The sequence below is a fragment of the Mycobacterium sp. OTB74 genome (assembly GCF_029892685.1).
Lineage (GTDB): Bacteria > Actinomycetota > Actinomycetes > Mycobacteriales > Mycobacteriaceae > Mycobacterium.
The window spans coordinates 35,545-58,602 of record NZ_JARXVD010000028.1 but is presented as its reverse complement, the minus strand read 5'-3'; the positions used below and the strand labels follow the sequence as shown (position 1 = coordinate 58,602).

The 23,058-nt window shown below is 64.9% G+C and carries 21 protein-coding genes; 10 read left to right on the top strand and 11 right to left on the bottom strand.

The features are described 5' to 3' along the window. From M2432_RS26105 to M2432_RS26090, 4 genes are all read right to left on the bottom strand, one after another. Positions 1-771 carry an SDR family oxidoreductase gene (locus M2432_RS26105; RefSeq protein WP_280829750.1) on the bottom strand — a complete coding sequence of 257 codons (771 nt, stop codon included), beginning with the start codon at positions 769-771 and terminating at the stop codon, positions 1-3. 217 nt (positions 772-988) lie between these two features. Further along, complete coding sequence (locus M2432_RS26100) at positions 989-1,843, bottom strand: pseudouridine synthase (protein ID WP_280829749.1); 855 nt, start codon at positions 1,841-1,843, stop codon at positions 989-991. Then, complete coding sequence (glpD, locus tag M2432_RS26095; RefSeq protein ID WP_280829760.1) at positions 1,840-3,573, bottom strand: glycerol-3-phosphate dehydrogenase; 1,734 nt, start codon at positions 3,571-3,573, stop codon at positions 1,840-1,842. Before glpD ends, M2432_RS26100 begins: the two co-directional genes overlap by 4 nt. Positions 3,574-3,660: 87 nt before the next feature. Beyond that, positions 3,661-5,076, bottom strand: a complete 1,416-nt coding sequence (locus M2432_RS26090) for an NAD(P)H-quinone dehydrogenase (RefSeq protein ID WP_280829748.1) — start codon at positions 5,074-5,076, stop codon at positions 3,661-3,663. 66 nt (positions 5,077-5,142) lie between these two features. Here M2432_RS26090 and M2432_RS26085 point away from each other — a divergent pair, with 66 nt between their 5' ends. Then, positions 5,143-5,610, top strand: a complete 468-nt coding sequence (locus M2432_RS26085; protein WP_280829747.1) for a gamma-glutamylcyclotransferase — start codon at positions 5,143-5,145, stop codon at positions 5,608-5,610. 54 nt (positions 5,611-5,664) lie between these two features. On the opposite strand, the gene M2432_RS26080 is transcribed toward M2432_RS26085, so the two are convergent. Then, on the bottom strand, positions 5,665-6,828 hold the full coding sequence (locus M2432_RS26080) for a M20 family metallopeptidase (RefSeq protein WP_280829746.1): 1,164 nt from the start codon (positions 6,826-6,828) through the stop codon (positions 5,665-5,667). Then, positions 6,825-8,009 carry a M20 family metallopeptidase gene (locus tag M2432_RS26075; RefSeq protein WP_280829745.1) on the bottom strand — a complete coding sequence of 395 codons (1,185 nt, stop codon included), beginning with the start codon at positions 8,007-8,009 and terminating at the stop codon, positions 6,825-6,827. The genes M2432_RS26080 and M2432_RS26075 overlap by 4 nt, the downstream gene beginning before the upstream one ends. A 43-nt stretch (positions 8,010-8,052) precedes the next feature. Here M2432_RS26075 and M2432_RS26070 point away from each other — a divergent pair, with 43 nt between their 5' ends. Continuing rightward, positions 8,053-8,877 carry a purine-nucleoside phosphorylase gene (locus M2432_RS26070; RefSeq protein WP_280829759.1) on the top strand — a complete coding sequence of 275 codons (825 nt, stop codon included), beginning with the start codon at positions 8,053-8,055 and terminating at the stop codon, positions 8,875-8,877. A gap of 25 nt (positions 8,878-8,902) precedes the next feature. Here M2432_RS26070 and M2432_RS26065 read toward each other — a convergent pair whose 3' ends face one another. Genes M2432_RS26065 through M2432_RS26055 form a run of 3 tightly spaced genes read right to left on the bottom strand, consistent with a single transcriptional unit; the run spans position 8,903 to position 11,226 of the window. Next, a complete protein-coding gene (locus M2432_RS26065; protein WP_280829744.1) occupies positions 8,903-9,523 on the bottom strand; it encodes a hypothetical protein in 621 nt (206 codons plus the stop codon). Between the two features lie 49 nt (positions 9,524-9,572). Continuing rightward, positions 9,573-10,454, bottom strand: coding sequence for a hypothetical protein (locus M2432_RS26060; protein WP_280829743.1), 882 nt, complete (start codon positions 10,452-10,454; stop codon positions 9,573-9,575). A 43-nt stretch (positions 10,455-10,497) separates the two neighbouring features. Next, positions 10,498-11,226: a hypothetical protein gene (locus tag M2432_RS26055; protein WP_280829742.1), complete on the bottom strand. Its 729-nt coding sequence runs from the start codon at positions 11,224-11,226 to the stop codon at positions 10,498-10,500. A 218-nt stretch (positions 11,227-11,444) separates the two neighbouring features. Here M2432_RS26055 and M2432_RS26050 point away from each other — a divergent pair, with 218 nt between their 5' ends. The 3 genes from M2432_RS26050 to M2432_RS26040 all read left to right on the top strand — a co-directional run bounded on the left by M2432_RS26050 (position 11,445) and on the right by M2432_RS26040 (position 14,435). Continuing rightward, positions 11,445-12,179, top strand: a complete 735-nt coding sequence (locus M2432_RS26050; protein WP_280829741.1) for a helix-turn-helix domain-containing protein — start codon at positions 11,445-11,447, stop codon at positions 12,177-12,179. Positions 12,180-12,271: 92 nt separating this feature from the next. Beyond that, the gene (locus M2432_RS26045; protein WP_280829740.1) at positions 12,272-12,871 is read left to right on the top strand and encodes an RES family NAD+ phosphorylase; all 600 of its coding nucleotides are present in this window, start codon (positions 12,272-12,274) and stop codon (positions 12,869-12,871) included. Positions 12,872-12,920: 49 nt separating this feature from the next. Then, complete coding sequence (locus M2432_RS26040) at positions 12,921-14,435, top strand: phospho-sugar mutase (protein ID WP_280829739.1); 1,515 nt, start codon at positions 12,921-12,923, stop codon at positions 14,433-14,435. A gap of 36 nt (positions 14,436-14,471) precedes the next feature. Here the strand turns inward: M2432_RS26040 and upp are convergent, their stop codons facing one another. Next, positions 14,472-15,095, bottom strand: coding sequence for a uracil phosphoribosyltransferase (gene upp, locus M2432_RS26035; protein ID WP_280829738.1), 624 nt, complete (start codon positions 15,093-15,095; stop codon positions 14,472-14,474). Between the two features lie 50 nt (positions 15,096-15,145). Between upp and M2432_RS26030 the strand changes: the two genes are divergently transcribed. The 5 genes from M2432_RS26030 to M2432_RS26010 all read left to right on the top strand — a co-directional run bounded on the left by M2432_RS26030 (position 15,146) and on the right by M2432_RS26010 (position 21,956). Beyond that, positions 15,146-15,451 (top strand): type VII secretion target, encoded by a 306-nt coding sequence (locus M2432_RS26030; RefSeq protein ID WP_280829737.1) that lies wholly within the window; start codon positions 15,146-15,148, stop codon positions 15,449-15,451. Then, complete coding sequence (locus M2432_RS26025; RefSeq protein WP_280829736.1) at positions 15,448-16,581, top strand: C40 family peptidase; 1,134 nt, start codon at positions 15,448-15,450, stop codon at positions 16,579-16,581. The genes M2432_RS26030 and M2432_RS26025 overlap by 4 nt, the downstream gene beginning before the upstream one ends. 192 nt (positions 16,582-16,773) lie before the next feature. Continuing rightward, a complete protein-coding gene (locus M2432_RS26020) occupies positions 16,774-18,063 on the top strand; it encodes a primosomal protein (RefSeq protein WP_280829735.1) in 1,290 nt (429 codons plus the stop codon). Between the two features lie 222 nt (positions 18,064-18,285). Then, positions 18,286-18,726, top strand: a complete 441-nt coding sequence (locus M2432_RS26015) for an MmpS family transport accessory protein (RefSeq protein ID WP_280829734.1) — start codon at positions 18,286-18,288, stop codon at positions 18,724-18,726. 245 nt (positions 18,727-18,971) lie between these two features. Next, positions 18,972-21,956 (top strand): MMPL family transporter, encoded by a 2,985-nt coding sequence (locus M2432_RS26010; RefSeq protein ID WP_280829733.1) that lies wholly within the window; start codon positions 18,972-18,974, stop codon positions 21,954-21,956. On the opposite strand, the gene M2432_RS26005 is transcribed toward M2432_RS26010, so the two are convergent. Continuing rightward, a complete protein-coding gene (locus tag M2432_RS26005) occupies positions 21,935-23,032 on the bottom strand; it encodes an adenosine deaminase (RefSeq protein WP_280829732.1) in 1,098 nt (365 codons plus the stop codon). The two genes, M2432_RS26010 and M2432_RS26005, sit on opposite strands and share 22 nt — an antisense overlap. Positions 23,033-23,058: the final 26 nt, after the last annotated feature.

Below are 23,058 nucleotides of genomic sequence, written 5' to 3'. Positions count from 1 at the left end.
TTAGCGCGGTGTTCCACCACCATCGGCGATCATGACCTGACCGGTGATGTAACTGCCTGCGGCAGAACACAACAGCAGCGCCGCACCCACCATCTCGTCGGGACTGGCCAGCCGCTTCATCAATGTGGCGCCGGCCATCACGGCGATGGCCTCCGGCGGGTTGTTGCGCATCATGTCGGTGTCGACCGGGCCGGGGGCGATCGCGTTGACCCTGATGCCGTCAGCCGCGTAGCCCGCAGCCATTGACCGGGTGAAAGAAAGCAGCGCCGCCTTGCCTGCGGCATACATCGACACATTCGGCGCGAAGTTGAAAGCACCCACCGACACCATGTTCAGCACCGCCGCAGCGGGGCTTGCCTTCAAGTGCGGCAACGCCTTCTGCACCAGGAAAACCGGGCCGCGCAGGTTGGCGTCATAGGACTTGCCCCATGCTTCGGCGGTCATCTCGCCCAGCGGCTGAGCCAGTGCGTTGGCCGCATTGTTGACCACGACGTCGATGCCGCCGAACTCGGCGACGGTGCGCTCGACCAGTCTGTCGAGGTCATCGAGATTGCCGGCGTGCGCCGTTACCCCGACGGCCCGACCACCCAGCCCACGCAAATGCTCCGCGGCCGTTTCGCAGGCATCGGCCTTGCGACTGGCCACCACCACGTTGGCGCCGGCCAGCACAAAACCCTCAGCCAACGCCAGCCCGATGCCCCGGGTCCCACCGGTCACGATGACGGTGCGGTCGGTCATGTCGAACAGGTGGTCAAACGTGGTCCGGTCCATGCCATGCAGTAGACCACAGCAGCCCGGCGGGATTGCGCGGACATCCACCGGACGTGCGCGGCGACGTCATACGGCGCGTCGGGTTTGTTGATCTCGGTGTGTCGGGCTGCCTTGTGACACTGTCGATCCGGGCGCGTCAACCCTGGTTGACAATGTCAACACAACTTGACGGGCTCCAGCGCGAGATATGCAGGAGAAGCCCGGCAAAGCCGCGACCCTATCCCAACGTCCGCCCGCTGACGAACTCCCGCTGCTCGCCTGTGACCGGGTCGACAAACAACAGCCGGTGCGCCAACAGCTGCAGCGGCGTCGAGAAATCCCCCGGCGGAACGTCAAGGATGTTGGGGTACAACGGGTCTCCATTGATCGGCAGTCCGAGCGAGGACATGTGTACCCGCAGTTGATGCGTCCGGCCCGTCCGGGGAGTCAGCCGGAACAACCCGTCTCCCTGTGGTTCCACCAACGTCACCGCGTTGACCTCGCCCGGCTCTTCAACAGCCTGTAAAGAACCGCGCCGCTTGACAATCCGGCTCCGCAGCTCGACAGGTTCAGCCAACACCCCGGCCGCAGAGCACGCCAGATAAGTTTTTGCCGCCGCGCCCGATGCAAACAGCGTTTGATATGTCCCGCGCACCTCACGCCGTGCCGTGAAGACCAGCACCCCGGCAGTCAACCGATCCAGTCGGTGCGCGGGCGACAGTTCCCACACACCCAACGACCGGCGTAGCCGCACCAGCGCTGTCTGGACCACATGCCCACCGCGCGGCATGGTCGCCAGAAAATGCGGTTTATCCACCACCACGATGTTCTCATCGCGATACAGCAGAGGCATCTCGAAGGGCACCTCGACTTCCTGCGGTAGGTCGCGGTACCAGTAGATGAAGTCGCCTGCCGCCAATTCGGTCGACTCGGTGACCACCCTGCCGTCGGCGCAAACCACCTCCCCGGCAAGTACTTTCGCCGCTGCAGCATCCCCGAATCGGGATTGCAGCTCAACTAGTACGGGCCCACCCAGAACCCGCAGCCGCGCCGGGCCTATCCCCTCATACCCGGGACGGGGAACCAAACTCAATCGAGCGGAACCGGTTCAAGAATCTCGGCACGGGCCTCCGGTGCGGCGGCACGCAATGCATCTGCGGACTCATCGTCGGGCTGGGTCTGCGAACGAACCTCGGCCTCGACCCGGGCCAGGTAGGTCTCTACCTCGCGGTCGACGTCGTCGGCACTCCAACCGAGAACGGGCGCAACGATTTCGGCGACCTCGCGGGCGCAATCGACACCCCGGTGCGGGTACTCGATGGAGATTCGCATCCGACGGGCCAGGATGTCCTCGAGGTGCAGGGCGCCCTCGGCTGCCGCCGCGTACCAGGCTTCGACCTTGAGATATACGGGTGCCTCGGTGATCGGCTCCAACAGATCGGCCCGATCCGCAGCCATGTCAAGCACCTCGCCGATCATCGAGCCGTACCGGTCAAGCAGGTGGCGCACTCGGTAGGGATGCAGACCGTAATGCTGCCCGACGTGTTCGGTCTGATTGATCAGCGCGAAGTAGCCGTCAGCCCCGAGCAGCGGCACCTTCTCGGTGATCGACGGCGCCACCCGGGTCGGGACGAATTCGCTAGCGGCATCGATGGCGTCCTCGCCCATGACCCGATAGGTCGTGTACTTACCACCAGCGATCGCCACCAACCCCGGGGCCGGCACTGCCACTGCGTGCTCACGCGAGAGCTTGGAGGTCTCCTCGCTTTCACCAGCCAGCAGCGGGCGCAGACCCGCGTAGACCCCGTCGATGTCGTCGTGATTGAGCGGCGTGGCCAGCACGGTGTTGACGTGGCCCAGGAGGTAGTCGATGTCGGCCTTGGTGGCCGCTGGATGGGCCAGGTCCAGGTTCCAGTCGGTGTCAGTGGTCCCGATGATCCAGTGCGTGCCCCAGGGGATGACGAACAGCACCGACTTCTCGGTGCGCAGGATGATCGCCACTTCGCTGACGATCCGGTCCCGTGGCACCACGATGTGTACGCCCTTGGACGCGCGTACCCGGAACCGGCCGCGCTGCTTGGACAGCGCCTGGATCTCGTCGGTCCAGACCCCGGTGGCGTTGACCACGACGTGGCCGCATACAGCGGTGGTTTGCCCAGTCTCGGAGTCCCGGACCCGCACCCCGGTCACTCGGTCGCCCTCCCGCATCAACGCCACCACTTGGGTGGACGTGCGCACTACAGCGCCATAGTGCGCGGCCGTGCGAGCGACGGTCATGGTGTGACGAGCATCGTCGACCACGGTGTCGTAGTAGCGGATGCCGCCCACCAGCGACGAGCGCTTCAACCCCGGGGCCAAGCGCAACGCACCCGCCTTGAACAGATGCTTCTGCGCGGGAACCGATTTCGCGCCGCCCAATTGGTCGTACAGGAAGATGCCCGCCGCGATGTACGGCCGCTCCCACAGCCGGTGGGTCAGCGGGAACAGGAACGGCAGCGGCTTGACCAGATGCGGCGCCAACGTGGTCAACGACAGTTCGCGCTCGTGCAGCGCCTCGCGTACCAGCCCGAACTCCAGTTGCTCCAGGTAGCGCAGGCCACCATGGAACATCTTGGAGCTGCGACTCGAGGTCCCGGAGGCGAAATCCCGAGCCTCGACCAGCGCAACCTTCAAGCCACGGGTCGCCGCGTCGAGCGCAGCACCGGCGCCAACGACGCCGCCGCCGATGACGATGACGTCAAACTGCTCGCTACCGAGCCGCTCCCAGGCGCATCGCCGCTGCTCGGGGCTCAGAAGGGTCTGCCCGTTACCCGGACCGGGGATCGGGTCGCTCACGTCTGGCTCCTCGTAGTTACTCGACGGTAGACCTTGTGCAACCCGAGCCTACGTCGCTCGTCGGACATCCGCGGATCAGTCCAAATCGTCGTGCGCCATGAGCCGTCGCGCAGCTTCGATGATCGAGCCCGAGAATGAGGGGTACACCGATAAGGTCTGAGCCAGGTCGGTCACCGAGATCCGGTTCTGCACAGCCAGCGCGATCGGCAGGATCAATTCTGACGCGATGGGCGCCACCACCACTCCACCGATCACCACGCCGGTGGCGGGGCGGCAGAAGATCTTGACGAAACCGCGTCGTACCAACGACATCTTGGCCCTGGCGTTGGTGGTCAGCGGCAGCATCAAGGTGCGGGCCGGGACCGTGCCGGTGTCGATGGCGGCCTGCGGCACCCCGACCGCCGCGATCTCCGGGCGGGTGAACACGGCGGCCGCTACAGTTCGCAGTCGAATGGGCGAAACACCTTCGCCCAGTGCGTGATACATCGCAATGCGGCCCTGCATGGCGGCCACCGAGGCCAGCGGCAATAGGCCGGTGCAGTCCCCCGCAGCGTAGATACCCGGCGCGGAAGTGCGCGAAACCCGGTCCACCGTCAGGTAATTGCCCGGCCCCAGTTCGATGCCGACCTTCTCCAGGCCCAGACCCTCAGTGTTGGGCACCGAACCGATACTCATCAGCGCATGGCTGCCCTCGACCGTACGACCGTCCGCCAGAACCACTTTCACACCGCGGTCGGTGCGCACCACCGAATCCGCGCGAGCATTCTTCACCAGGCTCACGCCGCGTTCGGCGAACACTTCCTCCAGCACCGCGGCGGCGTCGGAGTCCTCGTGCGGCAGAATCTGGTCGCGGCTGGCCACCACCGTCACCTTGACACCGAGTTCGGTGTAGGCATTGCAGAATTCGGCGCCGGTGACACCGGAACCCACGATGATCAGGTGTTCGGGCAGCTCGATGAGGTCGTACAGCTGACGCCAGTTCAGGATCCGTTCGCCGTCGGGGACGGCGGTGGGTAGCACCCGGGGGCTGGCACCGGTGGCGATCAGCACCACGTCGGCCTTGAGCACCCCGGTGCGGCCATCGGTTGAGGTGACCTTGACCCGGTGATGCGCCAGGCCCTGAATGTTGTCGACCAGCTCGCCGCAGCCCGCCACTACGTTGACCCCGGCTCGTAGCAGTTGCCCGCCGATGTCGACCGACTGGCTGCGAGCCAGCGTTTTGACCCGGTTGTTGATCTGCGGCAGCGAGATCTTGGCATCTTCGATCCTGATGTCGAAGCCCAGGCCGTCGGCCCGACGCAACTCGGTGCGGACCCCGCTGGATGCGATGAACGTCTTGGACGGCACACAGTCCCACAACACGCAGGCCCCGCCCATACCGTCACGCTCGATGACGGTGACCTGCGCAACGTCCGGGCCATAGCCTGCTGCGACCAGTGCTGCCTCATACCCGGCGGGACCGCCGCCGATGATCACGATGCGGGTAACCACCCGCCTATCTAACCCCGAGTTGGGCGTTGGTCGCCGTGCAACCGGGCCAAGCCGTAGGCTTGCCGGGTGCCGCTCTACGCCGCCTACGGATCAAACATGCATCCGGAGCAGATGCTGGAGCGCGCTCCCCATTCCCCGATGGCGGCCACCGGCTGGCTGCACGGCTGGCGGCTGACGTTCGCCGGCGCGGACATCGGCTGGGAGGGCGCGCTGGCGACGCTGGTCGAAGACCCGCTGTCGAAGGTCTTCGTCGTGCTCTACGACATGACTCGCGAGGATGAAGAACGCCTGGATCGGTGGGAAGGCTCCGAGCTGGGTATCCACAAGAAAATCCGGTGCCGGGTGGACCGGGTGTGCTCGGATACCTCGACTGACCCGGTGTTGGCCTGGCTGTATGTGGTCGACGCCTGGGAAGGCGGGCTGCCGTCGGCGCGCTACCTCGGGGTGATGGCCGACGCCGCCGAGATCGCCGGGGCGCCCTCGGAGTACGTGCACGACCTACGAACCCGCCCGTCCCGCAACATCGGGCCGTAGCGCTCTCCCCCATGCCGCGAGCGTGGGCAGGCGGAAGGTGCCCCCAGCTCGCGGCTACGCGGATGCGGCGATGACGTTGACCAGCACCCGAACGCCGACACCCAGTGCCCGCTCGTCCAGGTCGAAGTTCGGCTGATGCAGATCCAGTTGCGGACCGACGCCGGGCCACACGCCCAGTCGTGCCATGGCACCCGGAACCTCTTCCAGGTACCACGAAAAGTCCTCGCCCCCACCGGATTGCTTGGTATCGGCGAGCGTTTCGGGCCCCATCGCTTCGATGGCGTGCGTCAACATCCGAGTAGATGCTTCCTCGTTGACCACCGGCGGGACACCGCGCCGGTAGAGCACGGTGTGTTCCACTTGCAACGGAGCCAACAGGTCCGAAACTATCGCGCGGACAAGTGATTCCATCTCCACCCAGGCGTCGCGATTGGCGGTGCGGATGGTGCCGCCGAGGGTCCCGGTCTGCGGGATGGCATTGGAGGCGAACCCTGCATTAACCGCGCCCCACACCATGACGGTGCTGTGTCGCGGATCGACCCGGCGGGAGAGCACCCCGGGCAGTCCGGTGATCAGCGCACCGAGTGCATACACCAGGTCACCGGTCAGGTGTGGACGCGACGTGTGCCCACCCTGAGAATGCAGGGTGATCTCCATCTGGTCGGCCGCTGAGGTTATGGGACCAGCAACGGTGGCGACCTTGCCGACTTCCAGTCGCGGATCACAATGCAGCGCAAAGATTCTCGATATCCCCGACAGTGCGCCGGCCGAGATCGCATCCAGCGCACCGCCGGGCATCAGTTCCTCAGCCGGCTGGAACACCAGACGCACCCCCACCGGCAGTTCGGGTGCCGATGCCAGTGCCAAGCCCGCGCCGAGCAGTACCGCGGTGTGCGCATCGTGGCCGCAGGCGTGTGCCGCATTCGGCACCTTCGACGCGAACGGCAGACCGGTGCGCTCGTCCATCGGCAGTGCGTCCATGTCGGCGCGCAGTGCGATTCGCGGCCGATCCTCAGGACCGAAGTCGCACGTCAAACCCGTGCCGCCGGGCAGAATTTTGGGGTTCAGCCCGGCCTCGGCCAGCCGAGTGGCGACAAACTTGGTGGTCTCGAATTCCTGACGCCCCAATTCCGGATGGGCATGCAGATGGCGACGCCAACCGATGACGTCTCCGTAGTTCGTTGCCAGCCAGCGCTCGGCGTGGTCCGAAAGGGTCATACACGCCCCACCTTCACTCGTTGCGCCACCCGGTCCCGCTGCACGGGCGACTGTGCCAGCGCAACCACAGTGTGCGCCAACATGATTGATCCATCTATTACGGCTCGATCCGCGCTGGGACCGACCGCCGCCGCGGCGAACTCCGGCTGATGGATGGACGCCCCGTTGGCTTCGATCCCGACCACGGGGTGAATTCCCGGCATCAGCTGCGTCACGTTGCCCATATCGGTACTACCAAGCGGCACAGAAGCTTCCAGCTCCGCCGGCAACGGGGTGCGACCCAACCGCAGCATCTCCCCGCGGACCACTTCGGACAGCCACGCATCCGGCGCCAGCGCGTCATAGCGGGGCGACACCTCGACCACTTCGTGCGTGCAACCCGTGGCCAGCGCACCAGCCGCAAAGCACGAGTTCATCCGCTCTTCCAGCGCATTCAGCGACATCCCGTCTGTGGCGCGCATGGTGTAGAGCAACTCGGCTTGCGCCGGAATGACATTGGGCGCCTGCCCGCCGTCAGTGACAATGCCGTGCATCATCTGTCCGGGTACCAGCTGCTGACGCAGCAGGCCGATGGCGACCTGCGCAACCGTCACCGCGTCAGCGGCGTTGACCCCGAGATAGGGGGCCACCGCGGCGTGCGATTCGCGACCACGGAAGGTTACCTTCACCTCGGACAGCGCCAGCGACCGGGCGGCTGCGATGTCGACCGGCCCGGGGTGCAGCATCACCGTCGCGGCCACATCGTCGAATATTCCGGCCTTGAGCAACAAGGCTTTTCCACCACCAGCCTCCTCGGCCGGCGTGCCGATCAGGGCGACGGTGATGCCCAGTTCATCGGCCACCTCGGCTAGCGCCAGCGCGGTACCCACCGCCGAGGCGGCAATGATGTTGTGCCCGCAGGCATGTCCGATGCCTGGTAGCGCGTCGTATTCGGCGCAGATACCGATGACCAGCTCGCCGCTGCCGTAGTCGGCGCGAAATGCGGTATCCAGTCCGCCGGCCGAAGGGGTGATCTCGAAGCCCCGCTCGGCGACCAATGCCTGGGTCTTGGCGCAGCTACGATGCTCCTCGAAGGCCAGCTCGGGTTCGGCGTGGATAGAGTGCGACAGCTCAACCAGATCACCGCCGCGGCGCTGAACGGCATCGGTGACCGTCTGCAGGGTGTCGCCGGTGAACATCATGGAAGTATCTCACCGGCCAGTTCGGCGCTCCCTGGCAACTAAGGTGGGCGGAGTGACCGACCGTCAGGCCAGCCCTGATTCAGTGGCCAGCGTCGCTGCTGATGCGGCAGCAATGATCCGTGCTCGCACCGGCATCGCGGGCTTCGATGTGGCCGTCGTGCTGGGTTCAGGCTGGGCGCCGGCCGCCGCCGCCCTGGGCGAGCCGACTCACACCATCCCCATGGCCGAGATTCCCGGCTTCACCCCACCGACCGCGTCCGGCCACGGCGGACAGGTGCTGACGGTGCAGGTCGGCGACCGTAACGTGCTGGTGCTGCTGGGCCGCATCCACGCCTACGAGGGCCATGACCTGCGCCATGTCGTCCACCCGGTCCGTACCGCGGCGGCCGCCGGGGCGCGGACGGTGGTGCTGACGAATGCTGCCGGCGGACTGCGCGCCGAGTATGCGGTCGGGCAACCTGTCCTGATCAGCGACCACCTGAACCTGACAGCGCGATCGCCGCTGGTCGGGGCGGAGTTCGTCGACTTGGTGGACGCCTACTCTCCCCGGCTTCGGGCGCTGGCCCGCGAGGTGGACCCATCGTTGACTGAAGGCGTGTACGCGGGGCTACCCGGCCCGCATTACGAGACCCCGGCTGAAATCCGGATGCTGCGCACCCTCGGCGCCGACCTGGTCGGTATGTCGACGGTGCACGAGACGATCGCGGCCCGAACTGCCGGTGCCGAGGTGCTTGGCGTCTCGCTGGTGACCAACCTTGCCGCCGGGATGACGGGTGAGCCGCTGAGCCACGCTGAGGTCCTGGAAGCCGGACGGCAGTCGGCTGCGCGGATGGGCTCGCTGCTGGCCGAGGTGTTGGCGCGGCTGTAGGGGCAGTGTGATTACCGGCCCGAGGCTAAATAGTCGTGTCGGTGTCGCCCGCGAGCAGCTGTTGCGGGATTTGGGAGAACGCGTATTCGGCTGATGCCGCTCCCGGTTGGAGCGTGAAGGACCAGATGACATCGAATCGATCGCCCGCCCAGGCGGCGGGGATCTGGGTGCCGGACACCGTCGGTAGCGCGGTCGCGATGTCGGGTATGTGCCGGTGCTCCCAACAGATGAGCACCACACCGGAATAGTCGACGACGACGGCACTGGCGAGCGCCGCCTCGTCGCCCTCGGCGAACGGAGAGTCGATCGACAGCCCCAGCCGAGCGCTGAGACCCTGGATGGTCTCGTAGGTCCGGTGTTCCTGAGTTTTCACCGATTTTCCATAGTCGGGTGCGAGCAGGGTCGTCGGTGTACGCAAGCCGGCCTGCAGTGGCCCAGTGGCGGGCGCGAACAGCACCGCCAGCGCGCCGGAGCGTTGCCATCCACGAGGTAACAGGGAATGGATGCTCTGGTTGCCGTCGATATCGACGCCAAAGGGAGGGGCTGGCGTGGCAGTCGGCGTCGGCGGATCGGCCGGCTTTTCGCCGTGGCGAATGATGTAGATCTGCGACGGTGGCCCGGCACTGTCCGGCGAGGGAGCATTCATCTTGGTCTCCGATCACTAGCGCCAGGGCTGACGTCCACTATTGCGGGTACTAGGTAGATGCCGCTGCAGCAGCGAGCGGGCCCCAGGTCGCCGCAGTGGGCTGACACCCGGCATCGAGAGGAATCTCGGGACCGCCCGATCGCAGCGACAGCAAGTACAGGTACGTGGCGATCGCATGTTCACAACTCGGCGTGAATTCGACCAGGATCTCCGGGGGCAGTGGTAGAAGCCGCACGGGGCTGAGCTCGTATGACTGGAGCACGTGCTGGTACATACTTGCGGGCGGCAATTTCGTGACGATATCGAGGCGATTTTCGATCCGGTACGAGTTCTTGACCACCTGATTGAAAGTGCTTGCAAACAACGGATCTCCGGTGCGAGGGCTGGCGTAGGTGTAGATCGCTGGCTGCTTGAACGTGGAATTGGCCGCCAGGTCGAGAGCGAGTAGGGTCGCCAGGGCGCCGCCCAAGCTGTGCCCACAAACCGTCACAGAGGTGACCGGCTTTGGGAACGCAAGACTACCAATGGATTTGACCACGGTGGGCGAGTTTGGTTCTACACCAGTGCGCAGCGAGCTGTACATCTGGGTGAAGCCGTCCTCCGTGTTGCCGGCACCCACAAGGAATGGACACGGAACCGTGAGGAACTCGGCGTCGTGAATCCACTCCAGGATTCCTTCGGTACCCCGAATGGCGATCACGACATCGCCCGCTCCGCTCGCTTGGCAGACCAGTCCGATAGAGACCGTGTCCTCACCTCGGGTCGGGTTCATGTCTGTCGCAAGATCGTTGGCGTAGATAGTCGTAACCACGGTGTACTTCGTGCCACCGACGGTCAGCACCTTGCCCGCCGAATTCGTTACATCGCTGGGTGACACGCCGTAGGTTTGGACTACGAGCTGGCCGAACTGGATTGCCGCCTTTTCATCCATCGCCAAAACTCCTCGTAATATGCTGCAGCCCTGGTTATTACGGCTACGACTTCGGTACTGCCGCCCGACTCTGATGAACTGCGACGCCGTGTTCGTAATCCAGTCGAGCGGAGAATTTCGCTATCTCGTAGGGATTTACGTACACCGACAACGTGTTGTTCTGCGCCTTGAACCCCGGGTTCTGTTTTGCGCCGCCCAAAACGATACCCGTGCCTTCGCCGGAGGACGACCAGTTGGTCGAGCCTTCAAAGGCGACGATGCCATCGAGCACACCGCCTTTGGTGTGGCTGATCTGGTGGGTGTCCGACTGACCGACCGCGAAGTCGGCCGCGTACGTGGCCGGGTCGTTGGCTTCATCGGAGGCCAGAATCTGTTTTTCGTGGGCTCCGGAGGACTGAGACTTGTCGAGGGTGACCTGCACCATGACGGTCGGATCCTTGACCAGACCGAACAGGACTTGATTGAGCTGGTCGTCGTCGTAACCGAACATGTTCATTTTCACGCTCAGCCGCGCCCGGGTGAACAAGTGCATGAGCACGCCATGTACATCGTCGCGGCCCACGTAGAACACGCGAAAATCGGCGCTGGCAGTCGGCCCGAATACACCCTCCCAAGTGTATTGAGCGAGATCGTCGAGAGTGAAGGTCTGCAGAATGTCCGAAACAACCGGCGCGGGGACGACTTTGAGATTGCTGTTGGCCGCCGGCTGTGGCGCAGCAGCCCCAGCAGTTGCGCCGTGTGTGCCAACTGGCCGAGTGGTTGCGTTGAACATGTTCACATCCCTTCTCTTACGGAGTGCCGCCGACCCGAGTGCGTGCGGTGACCGCAGTCGGTCCCAGCAGCGCTCCCGGGGAAGCCATCGAGGTCAATGGCACTACAAGGCGGTCGGGGAGACAAGAATCCGGTCCGTTGAACGGACCAGACCGAGTTGGGCCGCCAGGTGGCTTAGGTTGGTTATCTTGCGTATCCTGCATATAGGAGCTGATTCACGTGACTGAACTGTTTGTTCTGGAAACATCGGTAGCCGATGAGCAGGCCAGCCGACTGCCCGCTGACCTGCCCTTGAGCGCCCCTGCGCGCGTCAAATTGGAACAGGCTCTGCACACGGCCGGTTACGCGGTTGTGTCGTTGAACGCGGTCCTCAATGACGAGCCTTCGGTGCACCCACCAATCGATGAAGTCGGTAGACGTCGGTTACGGACCGCAGTAGCCAAGGTCGTCAACTACGCCGACGATGCGGAAGCCAAACGGCTCGAAGCGGCGGTAGTCGCTGATCCTGACGACGGTCTGGATGAGAACTTCTGGGGTCCGACACCGGATCCGGTTGCGGTATCGCAGGCGGTCTTCGACGACCTGAGCGATCAGTTCGCCCAGCGCCGGCAATTGGCCGAGCGCAGCATCAGTCGGGACGAAGCGGCTGAACTGCTCGGCGTCACGGCACAGAGCATCACTTCCAAGCTGGCGGCTCATAAGCTGGTCGGCATGAAGTTGGGGCGCGAATGGCGTTTGCCGCCATGGCAATTCGACCCCGACCACCCGGCTGGCGTATTGCCGGATCTTGACGCTCTGCAGGCTGCGTTTCCCGGTGGGGCGGTGAGCCTGTCGCACTGGATGATGCGTGCGCAGCCCGATTTCGAAGGGCGCACTCCGCTGCAAGAGATGATGATGCACGGTAGCGCACCGGTGATCAATCTTGCTCGGGCTCTGACTGCCACCGCATGGTAAGGGCGCTTCAGCCACCGGTTCGACCTCTGCCGACAGCTCGTTTCCGCTGGAGCTGGCAACCGCCCCGGTCCGCTGAATGGCACTGGTGTCGGGTGTATCACCGCAGTGCCCACACTCCCGATGGCGTCACGTTCCGATCGTTCGGGCCGCTCTCACGACTGGACCATCACCACCCTGCCGATCCCCCGTGCGTCGACGAATCCGGACGCGAAATCCTTTACGTCGGTGAAGACTTGGCGACGTCCGCGTGCGAGGTGTTCGGCGAGGCGAGGGTTGCGGCGATCTGTCCGAACTATCGGGTGACCATCGTGGCTCCGACGCGGACGGTGTCGTTGTTCGATCTGACCGCACCGGGCGCTGCAATGGCGATTGGAGCGTTACCGTCGCTGGCCGTCGGGCACGAGCCGCGTGCGTTGACCCAGCAGTGGGCCCGGGCTGTCTTCGAAGACAAGCCTGCCGGACGGGCGATCTTCGGGGTGCGGTACCAGTCTGCGTACAACTCCGGATGTTCGCTGGCACTGTGGAATTGCTCGGACAAGGTACAGATCGTCCGCGATGCCGCCGGGCAGGTACAGGATCTCCCGCTGGCTGATCCGCGGATACTGAACCGCTTGCAGGTACAGATGCGGCAGCGGCGGATCGCGGTCACGACGGTGTCCGAAAGCGATTGTGCGGGTTGCCAGCGAGCATGACTCTGTCCGTACCTCACCCAATCCGCGCGGCACTTGAAACAATGCCCATATGACCGCGACACCGTTGACCTTCGGTACCGCCGGCCTACGCGGCCCGATGCGTGAGGGTCTCGACGCCATGAACGTCACCACCGTCTCCCAGGCCACCTGGGCGGTAGCCAAGGTTCTCAAGGACCGTGGCTTGGGTGGTTCGACCGTCGTGGTCGGCCGGGACGCCCGGCACCACTCGGACGAATTCGCCATCGCAACGGCGGAAATATTTGCTGCCCAGGGATTTTCGGTCACCCTGCTCCCTTATGCCGCCCCAACGCCAGTACTGGCCTATGCAACACGACACCTCAATGCCGTAGCCGGCGTGCAGATCACCGCGTCACACAACCCACCGGCCGACAACGGCTACAAGGTGTACTTCGACGGCGGCATCCAGATCGTGCCGCCCACCGACCTCGACATCGAGACGGCAATGCGGCAAGCCCCGACAGACATTGCCCGCCAACCGGTAGCACCCACCGATGAGGCACTCGTCGAGCAGTACGCGAGCCGAGCCGCATCGCTGCGCACCACACAAGGCGGTATACGAGTGGCGCTCACCGCGATGCACGGTGTCGGCGGAGCGCTGGCAGTCAAGGTGCTCAACCTGGCCGGCATCACCGACATCCATCCTGTCGCAGCACAATTCGACCCCGACCCGGACTTTCCCACCGTGGCCTTCCCGAACCCCGAAGAGCCCGGCGCCGCCGATTTGTTGCTTGCCCTGGCCACACAAACCAACTCCGAGATCGCCATTGCGCTGGACCCCGACGCTGACCGCTGTGCCGTGGGAATCCCGACGTCAAATGGCTGGCGCATGCTGTCGGGCAATGAAACTGGTTGGCTGCTGGGCGATTACCTCCTGGCAGCACTTGAGCCCGAAGCCGCAGCCAACACCGTAGTGGCCAGCTCCATGGTGTCATCGCAACTGCTGGCCAAGATCGCGGCGCACTACGGAGCGCACCATGTCGAGACTCTCACCGGGTTCAAGTGGCTGGCCCGAGCCGACAGCCAAACATCCGGAGCCACCCTGCGATACGCGTACGAGGAAGCGATCGGCCACTGCGTCGACCCAGCAGCGGTGCGGGACAAGGACGGCATCAGTACCGCCGTGGTGGTCTGCGATCTGGTTGCCACCCTGCGCAACATGGGCCTGACAGTTCAGGACAGACTCGACCATCTCGCCACCCGGTACGGCGTCCACCTGACCGACGCGATCGCCGTGTACACCGACGCCGACGCGGTGATGGCCCGCATTCGAACCACACCGCCAACTCATATCGCCAGAATTTCGATCAAGATGGACGTCCTGTACCAGCGCCACGGTCAGCAGCGCACCGACGCTCTCATCTTCACCGGTGACGGCGTGCGGGTTGCGGTGCGGCCGTCGGGCACCGAACCAAAGATCAAGTGCTACATCGAGATCAGCCGCCCACCGACCGACGATCTGACCGGAGCCCGGGCATCAGCGGACTCGGAGCTTCAAGAAGTCAAGACCGCTATGTCGAATCTGCTGATCTCACCGCCAACTTGAGCGGGTGCGCCAATCCGGCATTCGAACAGGCATAACTCAGCGCGGCCCGAACTGCCGATCCCCCGCGTCCCCCAACCCCGGCACGATATAGGCGTCGGAGTTCAGACCGTCGTCAATGGTCGCGGCATACAGCTTGAGGTTCGGAACCACCTTCTCCAGCAAGGCAATCCCTTCGGGTGCACACACCACGCACACCGCAGTGATGTCGTCGGCACCCCGATCCAGCAGCAGCTGCAGGGTGTGTGCCATCGAACCCCCGGTGGCCAGCATCGGGTCGAGCACCATGACCGGGCGGCCAGATAGATCGGCGGGCAGCGACTCCAGATACGGCGTGGGCTGGTGCGTCGTTTCATCTCGAGCCACCCCAACGAAGCCGACCTGAGCCTCGGGGATCAACGCGTGCGCCTGCTCGACCATGCCCAGCCCGGCCCGCAACACCGGCACCAGCAGCGGCGGACTGGCCAATCGGGACCCCGTGGTGGCGGCCACCGGTGTCTGGACCGCCCGGGACTCGGACGTCAAACCACGGGTGGCCTCGTAAACCAGCATCAAAGTGAGGTCTCGCAGCGCCGCTCGGAATCCGGTGTTGTCGGTGCGCTCATCACGCAACGTGGTGAGCCGCGCGGCGGCCAGTGGATGATCGACGACCCGGACGTCCATAGGTCGAAACATTAATGGAACCGAACCGTCCCAGCGGGCGTCCTAACCACATGACCCAAAACGTCGTTGTGCACCTCCCGGCGCTGCGCGCCCTGGCAGCCGGCTATCGAGGCCACGGCACCGAACTGTCCGAGCATGCGGCGGCGCTTGCCGCCATCCCGCTGCCGGCACAGTCATTCGGCCCCGCCGGTGAGGGGTTCATCGAAGCACTCGCCAGCGCCGTGCGGCATCACGCATGCGCGGCAAGGGAACTCGGCATCCGGTTGCACACGGCAGCCGGCGCCGCCAATACCACAGCGGCGGGCTACGCAGACACCGACGCCCGCGCAGGCGACCGGCTGGACGCGTGGCTGTGACCGGATCATTGACGGAGTCTTTAGCTGCCCCGATCCGCGAGGTGCAGGCACTGGTAGGCCCCGGATTCTCCGGCCCCGGACCGGCCGCGGCGCTACAGGCCGCCCAAACCGGCATCAGCGGCATCGCGGAAAACGCAGAGGGCACTTGGAAACGCGCGCAGGCCGACTGGACCGGCACCGCCGCAGACAGCGCAGACCAATTCGCCGACACGATCGCCGCGGCTATCGGTGCGCTCGCTGCCACAGCCGGTGACCTTGCCGCCCACACAGAGCAGGCCGACGCAGCGGTGGCCCGCGCACGCGAACGACTGCAGAGCATCCTGCAGACGTTCGAAATCCGTGCGGCCGCCCTGGAATCGGGCATGCAGGCCCCGCAGGATGCCGCCGAATTGGTCGATGAGGCTCGTCGTGCGCTGGACGAGGCCATTGCCGTCGTCGAGCATTTGCGCACCGAATTGGCCGGCCGCGCGCAAGCAGTCACCGCCGCCACGACTGCACCGGCGGCTCATCCGACAAGCTGGCCCGGCGGCGACTGGACACCCGCGGGATCGACCAGCGGCGGATCAGGCTGGGACACCAGCGGATTGGGCTCCGCTGGGATGAGTGGCTCAACAGGCAGGGGTACTGACTCGGCCGCCGGTCTGAGCGGCCTCGGTGCCCTGGCCTCGCCCGCAGCCCATGCTGTCCAGACCGCGCTCAAGAACCACAGACAGCAAGACCCCGGCCGGTTCGGTGCCGGTGAATCCGTCACCTTGCCCGACGGCAGTACCGCCGCCGCACCCAACAAGGTCGCGGCCGATGCGGTACGCCACGCCCTCACCCAGCTCGGCGTGCCCTACGTGTGGGGCGGCACGTCGCCAGGTGTCGGTCTGGACTGCAGCGGCTTGACCCAGTGGGCCTACCACGCAGCCGGCCTGGACCTGCCGCGCCTCGCACAGGAACAGGATGTCGGTGCTGCCGTCGACCGCGCTTCGCTGCGCCCCGGTGATCTGGCCGTGTGGGACGGCCACGTCGCCATGATCGTCGGCAATGGACTGATGATCGAAGCCGGCGATCCAGTACAGCTGTCGCCCGTCCGAACCACCAATCTGAACCAGGGTTTCCATGGCTTCTTCCGCCCCACCGCCTGACCCGTACGAGGACAACATCGCCCGAGCCAGATCCGCTCTGGCCGTCCTGAGCCGGGCAGCCGCCGAGTTATCCAACTCATCGAGAACTCCGAACGTCGACGAGGTCCTCCAGAACCTGCGGAACGACCTGCACCGACAGCACGGACAGTGCGCCTGAAGAGCCACTGGGCGCACGTCGTTAGGCTGTGCCGCATGGCTTCTGACATCGTGCCGGTACGGCTCGGGCTCACCAACGGCGATCTCTACACCCTGTGGGCGCCGTTGTGGCGCGACGGTGGCGACGAATGGGAAGCGTTCCTGGGCAAGGACGACGACCTCTACGGCTTCGAATCGGTGGCTGACCTGGCTGCATTCGTGCGTACCAACACCGATAACGACCTGACCGACCATCCGAAATGGCAGGCACTCGGCGAGGCCAACGCCCACCGTCTGGACCCCAGCGAGGAGCACGTGCACGACTTGGTCGGCGTGCCCGAACTGGTCTCCGAGAAGCCGACCGAGGACTCGGTGACGGCGCTGCGCCGGACCCTCCAGGTAGTCGGAGCCATAGGTTCGGTATGCGAACTGGCGCCGGTATCCAAGCTGTTCAACGGCAATCCGGTACTGGCCACCCTCGGCGGCGGCCTGGAGTCCTACAAGGGCCGCGCCGGCCGCAAGCGCTGGGCCGATATCGAGGCCGCGATCGACCGCAACTGGGACAAGGTGCTGGACGCCATCGATGAGCTGGTGAGCACCCCGGAGGTCGACAAGACCTCCGTCGAGAAAGCTCAGAAGGAACTCGACGAGCCGGCCCCCGAGCCCGAAGAGGACGAAGCCGAGACCATCGAGGACGAAGCCGACAACGGCGACGATGATGTCATCGAGGGCATCGTGGACACCGACCACGAAGAACAGGTGCTCACCGCGCAAGCTGAGCGGCAATTGCTCGGCAGCGACGACGACTTCTGGGAGCACGTCGGCATCGACCCGATCCGCATCATGAGCAGGGGCGGCACCCACTACACGCTGCGCTGCTACTACAACGACAAGCCGCGGTTCCTCGGCCGCAACGGCCGCATCAGCGTGTTCAGCTCGGAACGCAGCCTGGCCCGGTATCTGGCCGACGAACACGAAAGCGATCTGTCGAACTTCGAGGCCTACTCCGACATCCGCACCGCCGCGACCGACGGCTCGCTGCAGATCCGGGTCACCGAGGACAACGTCTACGTGCTCAACGGCCTGTCCGACGACATCACCGACGGTCCGGACGCAGTGGACCGCGAACAACTGGACCTGGCCGTCGAATTCGCCCGGGACGTTTGCGAATACGCCGAGGACGGCACCGCCGAGAAGTCGCTGAACACCGCGCAGCCGTTGGGCCGGTTCGTCGGCCATGTGCTGGAGCCGGAGACCGTCGGCGCACCGCCCAAGCCGTACGCCAAGGCCGCCGAGCAGTGGGACGCACTGGAGCGCTTCGTCGAATCGCGCTTGCGCCCCGAATAACCCCAGGTCACCGGCTGGCTTCGTCGACCGTCGAGGACGTTCAGGGGACCCACATTGCTCATTTGCTTAGCAATGCGTAAGAATCCCCCAAAGAATCCTTATTCGGCGGTGGGCAGAACATTGTCCGGCGCCGCGTGGTTTCGGTGTGGAAACGGAACGTAAGCGCCCGTTGCACATTGGATCGCCAGGATTCAGTCGGTGGATTGAGCGGAGGGTGGTCAGATGCGGTTGCCAATAGGTCGCGCGCTGAAGAAGGTCTGGATACCACTCATCCTGATCGCCGTGCTGTCGGTGTCAGGCCTGGCGGTGTCGCGACTGCACAAGATGTTCGCCTCCGAGGACCTCAACGCCAACGCCGGGGCCGGCATCGAGATCGTCCAGTTCCATCCGAAGTACCTGGTGTACGACGTGTATGGCACTCCGGGCGCCACCGCGAAGGTCGGCTACATCGATGACAACGCCGACCTGCACAACCTCGATGTCACCCTGCCGTGGTCGGTCACGATCAAAACCACCCTGCCCTCGGTGATGGGCAACATCGTTGTGCAGAGCCCCGACGGCAGCGAGATCGGTTGCAAGATCACCGTCGACGGGACGGTGCGTGATCAGAAGGAAACTCAGGGCATGAAGCCGCAGACCTTTTGTCTGGTGAAGTCCGCGTGAGCGCGCTGCGAGCGGGAAAGGCGGAACCGCGCATGAGCCCCCAGCGAGTAGCGAAGGCGGACCCGCGCATGAGCCCCCAGCGAGTAGCGAAGGCGGACCCGCGCATGAGCCCCCAGCGAGTAGCGAAGGCGGAACCGCGCATGAGCCCCCAGCGAGTAGCGAAGGCGGATCGCGCATGAGCCCCCAGCGAGTAGCGAAGGCGGATCGCGCATGAGCCCCCAGCGAGTAGCGAAGGCGGATCGCGCATGAGCCACGGCGGCCCCCGACCGATCAAGTACGACAGCCACGGCAACATCAAGCGACCGTTCATCCCCCACATGATCCGCATCCTGTCGGTGCCGATCATCCTGTTCTGGCTCATCTTCACCGTCGCGATCAGCACGCTGGTGCCGTCACTGGAAGAGGTCGGCGAGGCGCACTCGGCCCCGATGGCGCCGTTGGACGCGCCGTCGATGATCGCCATGAAGTTGATGGGCCACAACTTCCACGAGTTCAACTCGAACAGCACGGTGATGATCGTCATCGAGGGCCAGGACAAGCTGAGCGACCCCGCCCACCAGTACTACGACGAGATCATCCGCGAGCTGCTCAAGCAGCCCGAGCACATCCAGCACGTCCAGGACTTCTGGGGTGATCCGCTGACCGCAGCCGGCGCTCAGAGCGCCGACGCCAAGGCCGCCTACGTCATGGTGTACCTCACCGGTGACCAGGGCACCACCACCGCCAACCACTCGGTGGAGGCCGTCCGTGAAGTGGTGGCCCACGTACATGCGCCGGCCGGGGTGAAGGCCTATGTGACCGGCCCGGCGGCACTGACCGATGACATGCACGTCATCGGCAACGCCAGCCTGATGACCATCACCATCTTCACCCTGGGCGCTATCGCGATCATGCTGTTGATCGTCTACCGCTCGATCTTCACCACGCTGGTCCAGCTGTTCCTTACCTTCATCGGTCTGGGTGCTGCGCGTGGCGTGGTGGCCTGGTTCGGCAACATGGACCTGTTCGGCCTGACCACGTTCGCGTCCAACATCCTGACCATGCTGGGCATCGCCGCGGCCACCGACTACGGCATCTTCCTTTTCGGTCGCTACAAAGAGGCCCGACTGGCCGGCGACGACCGCGAGCAGGCGTACTACACCACCTACCACTCGGTGACTCCGGTCGTGATCGGTTCCGGCCTGACCATCGCCGGTGCCGTGTACTGCCTCAGCTTCGCCCGGCTGCCGTACTTCTCCACCATGGGTCTGCCGGTGGCCATCGGCATGCTGGTGGTGGTTATCGCGGCAGTGACGCTGCAGCCGGCAGTACTGTTCCTGGGGAGCAAGATCGGCCGGTACGAGTCCAAGCGCCCGCCGGGCAAGTTCTGGCGCAAGGTCGGCACCGCGGTGGTGCGCTGGCCGGCCCCCATCCTGGTGGGCAGCGCCTTCCTGGTGCTGGTTGGCGTGATCGCTGTGCCCGGCTACAAGCCGTACTACAACGATCGGTTCTACCTGCCCGCCGATGCTCCGGCCAACCAGGGCTACGCCGCATCTGACCGGCATTTCTCCCAGGCCCGCATGAACCCGGACATCCTGATGGTCGACGCAGAACACGACATGCGTAACCCCGCAGACATGCTGGTGCTCGACCGCGTCGCCCGCAACATCCTGAACACCCCGGGCATCGCTATGGTCCAGGACATCACCCGGCCGCTGGGCATCCCGATCCAGCACAGCTCGATCCCGTTCCAGAGCGCGATGAGCGGCCAGACCCAGATGCAGCAGTACCCGTTCCAGATGATCACCATGGGCAACATGCGCAAGATGGCCGACGACATGCAGATCATGGCCGACGACATGCAGCGGATGTACGACGTGATGGTCCAGGTGAATGCCACCACGCACCAGACCAGCCTGGACACCCAGAAAATGGTCGGTGACATCAACGACATGCGGCAGTCGATCGGCAATTTCGACGACTTCTTCCGGCCGATCCGCAACTACCTGTACTGGGAACCGCACTGCTACGACATCCCGGTGTGCGCCTCCATGCGCGGCGTGTTCGACACCATCGACAGCGTCGACTTCCTTGGCGATGACGCCGAGAACCTCAATCGCGACATCGCACGGCTTGACTATCTGATGCCGCAGATGACGGCGGTGCTGCCGCCGACGATCCACGTCATGCGCACCACCCGCGAGATGATGCTCTCGACTTACGCCACCATGTCGGCGCTGCAGAACCAGAACAAGGCGATGAACGACACCGCCATCGTGATGGGCCAGAGCTTCGACACGGCCAAGAACGGCGACCTGTTCTACCTGCCGCCGGAGGCGTTTCAGAACCCCGAGTTCGAACGCGGCCTCAAGATGTTCCTTTCCCCGGACGGAAAGTCAGCGAGGTTCTTCATCACCCACGAGGGCGATCCGATGACGCCGGAGGGCATCGGCCGGGTAAGTGCCGAGCGCAGCGCTGCGCAAGAGGGCCTCAAGCAGACGTCGCTGTCCAGCGCCAAGGTGTACCTGGGCGGCACCGCAGCGACCTACCGCGACATGGCCGACGGCGCCAGGTACGACCTGATGATCGCGGTCATCTCGGCGCTGACGCTGATCTTCATGATCATGCTGATCCTGACCCGATCGCTGGTGGCCGCGTTGGTCATCGTCGGGACCGCGAGCAGCTCGATCGCCGCGTCGTTCGGTATGTCGGTGATGATCTGGCAGAACCTACTCGGTATCCGAATCCACTGGCTGGTCATGCTGATGTCGGTCATCATCCTGTTGGCCGTCGGCTCGGACTACAACCTGCTGCTGGTCTCCCGCTTCAAGGAAGAAATCCACGACGGGCTCAAGACCGGCTACCTGCGCGCGATGGCCGGTTCCGGTGGCGTGGTGACCGCCGCCGGCATGGTGTTCGCCTTCACCATGGCCGCCATGATGGGCTCCAGCCTGCGGGTGTTGGCCCAGATGGGCTCGACGATCGCCATCGGTCTGCTGATCGACACGTTGATCGTGCGCTCGCTGCTGATGCCATCGATCGCGGTGCTGCTCGGCCGCTGGTTCTGGTGGCCACAGGTGGTGTATCCGCGTGGTAACTACACCACGCAGAAGTTCGTGCCCAAGGCATTCCAGCAGCAGACCGCCCCGGCAACTGCCGCGCCCACAGGGGCGAGCGAAGCGACGGGAGGAGCTTCGGAGCGCCTGAGCGACGACGAACCGACTGAGGTCTACCCCACCAGTACCGCGTAGCGGGGCTTGATCACCTCGTCGATGATCGCGAGTCGCTCATCGAACGGGATGAAGGCCGACTTAATCGCGTTGATGGTGAATCGCTGCAGGTCGGTCCAGCCATAGCCGAACTGCTCGACCAGCAATGCCATCTCCTGCGTCATGGTGGTGTCGCTCATCAGCCGGTTGTCGGTATTGACGGTGACCCGGAACCGTAGCCGAGCCAGCCGGTCGAACGGATGCTCGGCGATACTGGGTGCGGCCCCGGTCTGCACATTGCTGCTGGGGCACATCTCGAGCGGAATCCGCTTGTCCCGCACAATGTTTGCCACCCGACCCAAATGAGTGGCGCCACTCGCATCGGTTTCGATGTCGTCGACGATCCGCACGCCGTGACCCAACCGGTCGGCGCCACAGAACGCGATGGCCTCGTGGATGGACGGTAGCCCGAAAGCCTCGCCGGCATGAATGGTGAAGCGGGCGTTGTTGTTTCGCATGTACTCGAACGCGTCGAGGTGACGGGTAGGTGGGTAGCCGGCCTCGGCCCCGGCGATATCGAACCCGACCACACCCTGGTCCCGGAACCTGATTGCCAACTCGGCGATCTCCCGGGAACGGGCCGCATGGCGCATGGCCGTCACCAGGCACCGCACCGTGATGGGGCCGTGGCCGCGACCGTGCGCACCTACGGCCTTCTCCCCGTCTGCGAACCCGGCCAACACCGCTTCGACCACCTCGTCAAGGCTTAGTCCCTCGGCGATGTGCAGTTCCGGCGCGAACCTGACCTCGGCATAGACCACGTTGTCCGCGGCCAGATCCTCGACGGCCTCATAGGCGACGCGGTGCAGCGCTTCCGGGGTCTGCATCACCCCGACGGTGTGCGCGAACGGCTCCAGGTAACGCACCAGTGAGCCGCTGTGTGCCTGCGTGCGGAACCATCTGGCGAGCTCATCGATATCGGTAGTGGGGAGATCGGCGTACCCGGTCTGATCTGCCAACTCCACCACCGTGGCCGGGCGCAGGCCGCCATCTAGATGGTCGTGCAGCAGCGCCTTGGGAGCCTGCTTGATCTGGTCGAGGGTCAGATGGGTACTCATGCGCGATCCACTTCGCTATTCGCTGG

Excerpts from the sequence above, each read along its gene's own strand:
- M2432_RS26105 (WP_280829750.1), bottom strand. The coding sequence starts at position 771 with ATGGACCGGACCACGTTTGACCACCTGTTCGACATGACCGACCGCACC.
- M2432_RS26080 (WP_280829746.1), bottom strand. The coding sequence starts at position 6,828 with ATGACCCTTTCGGACCACGCCGAGCGCTGGCTGGCAACGAACTACGGA.
- M2432_RS26075 (WP_280829745.1), bottom strand. The coding sequence starts at position 8,009 with ATGATGTTCACCGGCGACACCCTGCAGACGGTCACCGATGCCGTTCAG.
- M2432_RS26065 (WP_280829744.1), bottom strand. The coding sequence starts at position 9,523 with ATGAATGCTCCCTCGCCGGACAGTGCCGGGCCACCGTCGCAGATCTAC.
- M2432_RS26060 (WP_280829743.1), bottom strand. The coding sequence starts at position 10,454 with ATGGATGAAAAGGCGGCAATCCAGTTCGGCCAGCTCGTAGTCCAAACC.
- M2432_RS26055 (WP_280829742.1), bottom strand. The coding sequence starts at position 11,226 with ATGTTCAACGCAACCACTCGGCCAGTTGGCACACACGGCGCAACTGCT.
- M2432_RS26040 (WP_280829739.1), top strand. The coding sequence starts at position 12,921 with ATGACCGCGACACCGTTGACCTTCGGTACCGCCGGCCTACGCGGCCCG.
- upp (WP_280829738.1), bottom strand. The coding sequence starts at position 15,095 with ATGGACGTCCGGGTCGTCGATCATCCACTGGCCGCCGCGCGGCTCACC.
- M2432_RS26030 (WP_280829737.1), top strand. The coding sequence starts at position 15,146 with ATGACCCAAAACGTCGTTGTGCACCTCCCGGCGCTGCGCGCCCTGGCA.
- M2432_RS26020 (WP_280829735.1), top strand. The coding sequence starts at position 16,774 with ATGGCTTCTGACATCGTGCCGGTACGGCTCGGGCTCACCAACGGCGAT.
- M2432_RS26015 (WP_280829734.1), top strand. The coding sequence starts at position 18,286 with ATGCGGTTGCCAATAGGTCGCGCGCTGAAGAAGGTCTGGATACCACTC.
- M2432_RS26010 (WP_280829733.1), top strand. The coding sequence starts at position 18,972 with ATGAGCCACGGCGGCCCCCGACCGATCAAGTACGACAGCCACGGCAAC.
- M2432_RS26005 (WP_280829732.1), bottom strand. The coding sequence starts at position 23,032 with ATGAGTACCCATCTGACCCTCGACCAGATCAAGCAGGCTCCCAAGGCG.